The following is a 5,708-nucleotide window of genomic DNA, read 5'->3' on the forward strand; positions in this document are numbered from 1 at the left end:
TGACTTAATTTTAGGCTCTTCCTTTGATTGGTATGATATGCTAGCTTATACTTTAGGATTTTTCACCATCCTCTTGATTGAATCTCGTTTTAAAAAAATAAGAAAAATAACAGTCTAATAGCTATTGATTAACAACAAAAAGGAACAGAGAAGAAAAGTAATAGTCCATAAATAAGAAGTATTAAAACTTCTTATAGTTGAGTAAAATGTTGTTAAGGAAACAGACCTAAGCTTGCTTATTCCTCATGTGTGAATACAATTATTATGCCTTTGCTACTAAGACAAAATCATGATTAATGCCAACCTAAAATCATCCTTTCACTATGAACCAATTGTTGTTGGCACCATTTCAACATCGTACTTGCACCATGAACAAACCGTTATTGGCACCATGACAACATCACCCAAGCCCCATGAACAAACCGTTATGAGTACCATGACTTCACCATTCTAATTCTATGATCGAAGTATTGTTAGTGTTAAAGCAGCAAAGATCTTACTTTAAGAAGGAGTCATGGAAAGTACCTTCGAAAGGTATTAAGGAAGAACATCAATTTTTTATCATTATTAGAGGCAGATTTAGAAAACAGTGGAAAGTTGAGTTCAATCGAATAATTGCTTCTAAAATAGAAGCAATTAAAACCCTTACAATCCTAAAAAACTCAATTGTTTGTCTAAAATAAAAAAATTATCACACGACTCCTTTTTCCAAAAAAAGAAGAATCTCAGGAGAAAAATTGATAAGGATTCTAACCAAAGAAGGTAGCCTATTAGATAAAAAAGGCCTGGCTAAAAAATAGTCAGGCCTTTTTTTTAAAACCAATGTTTTTCCAACTAATGCAATGTTTTAAGCCCTACGATCTATATTATCAATCCGAAAAAAGAGGCCCCAAATGTAACCCCTGAGTTAACCTACCAACTTTTAAAATATCATTTGGGTTTTATTCTGATACTTCCACAGGCTTAAATACACAACCTTTTATTCCATTAACCTCTAAAGATTCCTTAGCTGTTTGGGATACAAACAAAATATCTGGTGCTTCATCTATCCGGAAAATTGGAGCAAATCCATTCTTTGGTTTATGGAGAACGAGTTTTTCAATAATGCCAGGTTTTGAAGGGTCAAATGAGGAGGGCTCAAAAATGGAGGTCTTATAGTCAAAAACATTTTCCCTACTCATCAACATTAGAGCGATATATGTTTTTATTACTGGCACCTCTTCTTGTAAACTTTCCACATCTTCCACAGGATAAGCATCATCTATCATTTCAACAGGAACTTCTAGATGTTCAAATTCACCCAAACTTTTTAATACACTTAACATTTTTAAACTCATCACTGGAATACGTAAATCAGTTAAGGGATAATCATATTCAGGAATGAGACTAAAGTTCGCCTGAAAATAAATTTTATCAGGTAACCTTTCCCTATATTTGGGATTAATAAACATGATTGAAGCCTTATTTGCATGTTCAAAAGGAAAATGAAATGCATCTCTTTCAGGATCTCCTGAATGATTATAATCGTGAGTAAGTTTATATACTTTTGTATTCATTTTAAAATAATTTTAGACCATTCAAATCTTTCCATTCTTTTATAAGATTTAAAGCCTGTTTTTCTACTTCATCTGCCAATTTTTTCAAGCCTGAATCACTTACATTTCCTAAATCAAAAACATCTATATTAGATTCTTCAAGTACCCTGTCAATTCTATTAAGTATTTCATCATCATATGTAGAGTGGCTTCCATTGTGAATAGGAAACATATCAGATTTTCCAGCAACCCTTCCACCTGTCTCTTCAGCTAAATATATTCCATTTGATTTTTTATCTATATCATATAGGCCTTTCTTTCTTTTTAGGAGCTCTTGATACAAATCATGCTTTCTAACTACATTGTCAGGCACCAAATGATGTGCTTGATGGTTAGGTCCAGGTGGATCTCCTAAATTTTTCCTAAGTTGCCCTGGTTTACTAATACGTTGAGGCCCTTTGTATTCTTTAATTATTCCATCATCGTCAACCGTAAGCCTTTTATAACGTTTATCAGTAGCATCAACTCGCCTAATCTTCTTTTTTGCATTTTTATAAAAAAAGGCATAACCTTCTGGTGCTTCTTTTAATTCATCAATATGCTTTCCTATCAGACTTGCAACCTTCTTTACTGTGCCTTTTACGCATACCTGGCTATTATGCACCAAAAATCCATGTTCCCCGACAAAGTAGGTATGAAAGTCAGTTACCTCAAAGTTATAAACTTTTTTGGATTCGTACCTAAAGTCAATTGCTTTAACCAACAACCATACCCCTTGGAGATTCCTAACCTTGTCCCCAACTTCCAAATCCCCTGCCTCTTTCCAACCTTTCTTAGTAAAGAATGGGTGCTCTGCAGTGGTTTCCAACTGACCATTTTCAAAACTTAATTCCAGTGTAGCATCCGCAGTACGCTGCATGGTGTCTGCAATCTCCCTAAGAGATACTTCCCCAGTCTCTTCGTTCCAGGCCCAGACTTTCTCTCCCTTTTGGAGCTGTTCAATAGGCCTTATCCCATTTTCAGTATGAACGGGTGTTCCTTCCGGAAAGCAAGCAAACACACAGATTTTAGCATGTTTTATCGCAAAATCATCCACCTTCTTGGCTAAACCTTTTGCCAGGGCTTTGGCTCCTTGCTTGCTTAAGGTTTTGGTTCCCGCCTTTAGGGCCGTTTTACCCGCAGCCTTAGCAGCCTTTTTAGCAGCACCCTTTACCGTTGCTTTCACTCCAGCTTTTATAGATGCTTTTGCAGTAGTAGCCGCCGCCGTTGTAGCCCCTCCTGTGAATAAACCGGCCACATCCATCACGAAAAACCCCACGTTCAGGGCAGCCATGCCCCAATTGCCTTTAGAGGCTTCCCGGATAGCTCCTACGGCTGAGCCTACCACAGGCACCATCTCTACCAAATCAAGCCAACCCCATCCTCCACTCTCCTCTTCTTCCTCCTCTGGAACCACCTCCTGGTTGGCAGCAGTCATTTCAGCTAAATCTGCATCACTTACCGGTATTTGGCCACTGGTCAAGAATTCTACCTCCCCCCCTGTTCCACAGTTAATCTTGCTCTTAAACAAAAGGGTTTGTTGTCCCTTTACCTTTACTTTGTAGGTGTCTTGCCATTGTAGCAAGGCAGGTACACATGGATTTCCTGTTTTGGCACAAACTCCAAAAGGCAATACATTGACATTGGGGATTTTATCAGCCTCCGTACTAACCAGACAATGGTTAATTTTAATGTGAGAGTTAAAACTTGGATTGAATTTAACCGGTGCAGCGCCCTGATTACAAAGCATTACTGCCCCTTTCGTTACATATTCTAAATCGTGTGGCATAGCTTTATACAATGTCTGTATCAGAGGATTCAATAACGGCCTTACTGCCTCCTATCAATTGCAGATTATCTCCCTCTACCGTCATCTCAGTACTACCTTTTAAGGTGGTAGCAGCTTCACTACTTTCAAGGGTCATATCCTGTTTGGAGGTTATGTTAATGGTTTCATCTAATGCTTCTGCACTTAGAGATTTCTGTGCAGTGAAGGTAATAGTACCTTCTCCTCCTCCCTCTTCTGCTGGCTGGGAAATAACATTGATACTATTACCTGCTTGAATATTAATATCAGTAGCTGCAATGGTTAATGTTTTTGGAGCCCTTATTGTAAGGTTCTGATCACCATGTAAGATTACGGCATTTCCACTAGGATCATAAATGGAAATACTTCCATCTTTATCATTCAAAATCAGCGTATTTCCACTACGAGTCCTGAGGGCTTTAATATTATTTTGTGGGTCCTGAAAACCGCTTTTCCCCCCTCCATGGAACATGGCACCCGCTACATAGGGTTTTTCCGCATTTCCCCCTTCAAATGCTACTAGCACTTCTTCTCCTATTTCGGGTAACATATGAAATCCTTTGCCTCCACCGCTATGGCCACTTACCAGCCTAATCCAGGGAGTGCTTCCATTAAAAGGAGCTTGCCAGGGAAATTGTACACGAACACGAGCTAACCCCTCTGGGTCATTGTTATCTACAATTTGCCCGCTATGTGTTTCACAAAGTGGCACCGCATTTTCATCAAAATAGGGAGGCACCTCTGCATCTGCAGGTAAAGCTTCAAAATGGTTGCTATAGTTCCCGCTTTCATCACATTGATGAACGATTCCAGTCACCCTATAACTTCCATAATCATCCTCCTCTTCCACATTCTTTAAATTTATCCCCTTTACCTTCACCTCATCTCCCACATTTATACCGGGATGCTCAGATTCCCCGGTTACCAGAAGCAGGTTTAAACGTTTCTTTTTTTGCAATTTTGCAATCTCCGAAAGTTCTATTTCTCCACTTTCCTCCATAAGGGAATGGTTGTAAAGTGCGCTGGGCATTTTAGAAAATGTCTTCTCTGAAGCTTCGATCGCATGACTTACAAAAGGATTTTTGCTTTGTTCGGCAAACTGGGTAGAGGAAGCAACATGTACTTTGCTTTGAACGGCATCATATGCCATATACTGAAATTGCTGGGGCTCAAGATTAAGAGAGAAGTTAAAATCATGGAGATTTCGGTTATACTCTAATTCAAAACTATTCTTATTCGCTTTACCAAAATTGATTTGCTTCCCGTCGTAGTAAAACCACTCCCCATATCGGCGTGCCAAACGTTTTAAGAAATTAAAATCTGTTTCTTTATATTGTACGGTGTAGGGTATGGCCCTTTGATAAACCGGAGCAATATTTAAAGAAAAAAGATCTTGAGGGTATTCCTTAGTCGCCTCCGAGATAATATCAGGTAGGGGCTTATTTTCAAAACTTTGAGAATCCTCACCATGCTCTAACAGACGCGTAGGACTAGAACCTTTAATCAATAAATCTCCATAATAACCACCATGTTTATGTAAACTAACGTTCAGGACAATGCCATGAAACATATTAGAAGCTTTTTCTGCACTATCGTTAGTGATTACCTCAAAATGAATACTAATTTTTTGTCCAATGAAAGTCTTCGCTTTATCAATGAGCGCTCCTCCTTCACCTTCTACTGCCACTGCTGGACATTTGATTGTAAAGTTGTGATGATCCGCCAAAGCTTGGGTTAACTCCAAACTAAAATTGACATCTTTCAGGACCTTTTGTCCAGCTATTTCTATCGTTGGATATACAATAGTTGCCATCGGAATAATATTGTGGTTTAAGTTAAAAATAATTCAACTTATCAGTAGAGCACGAATGGATATCACAGCATCAATATGGAAAGATTCAGCCTGGTAAATCCTTCCTCAAAAAGGCATTGTTGCTCACAATGGCTCCACCTATAAATCAATATTTTTTTAAATGTTATTCTTGAAGGCTCAAATTGGAATTATAAGTTTAATAGCCATTTCTTCCTCCTTTCGTAAAAACATATTTAGAAAATAAAACCCTTTATTCACTCCCCCATCGGTTCTCAAACTTCACCTCATTGAGGTTTAACTTTTTCGCAGCAAGCGTTATTTCAATCTGCAAAGGAGTAGTGTTATTGGCATTAAAATGTTCTGTAAATTTGATGCAGTAGGCTTTTTCAAATTTTAATTCCTGTAATTTACCTAAGGAATCTCTACGGTAAAAGATGATAGAGCCATCCTTGGTTTGATTGTGAGAAACCGTCCATTGCCAAAAATCAGTATTACCGGTGGATTCTATTAATAG

Annotated in this window: 4 protein-coding genes; all 4 read right to left on the minus strand. The window is 38.1% G+C overall.

Annotation, left to right across the window (positions count from 1 at the left end; genetic code table 11):
• Window positions 1–941: 941 nt before the first annotated feature.
• Window positions 942–1,556 (minus strand): hypothetical protein, encoded by a 615-nt coding sequence (locus E1171_RS08725; protein WP_155205623.1) that lies wholly within the window; start codon window positions 1,554–1,556, stop codon window positions 942–944.
• Window position 1,557: 1 nt separating this feature from the next.
• Window positions 1,558–3,363, minus strand: coding sequence for a polymorphic toxin-type HINT domain-containing protein (locus E1171_RS08730; protein WP_155205624.1), 1,806 nt, complete (start codon window positions 3,361–3,363; stop codon window positions 1,558–1,560).
• A gap of 4 nt (window positions 3,364–3,367) precedes the next feature.
• A complete protein-coding gene (locus E1171_RS08735; protein WP_155205625.1) occupies window positions 3,368–5,194 on the minus strand; it encodes a type VI secretion system Vgr family protein in 1,827 nt (608 codons plus the stop codon).
• A gap of 250 nt (window positions 5,195–5,444) precedes the next feature.
• Window positions 5,445–5,708: type VI secretion system tube protein TssD (tssD, locus tag E1171_RS23760; protein ID WP_222931453.1), on the minus strand; the 264-nt coding region annotated here is incomplete at its 5' end.

Origin of the sequence: Xanthovirga aplysinae (assembly GCF_009711365.1) — a bacterium.
GTDB lineage: Bacteria > Bacteroidota > Bacteroidia > Cytophagales > Cyclobacteriaceae > Xanthovirga > Xanthovirga aplysinae.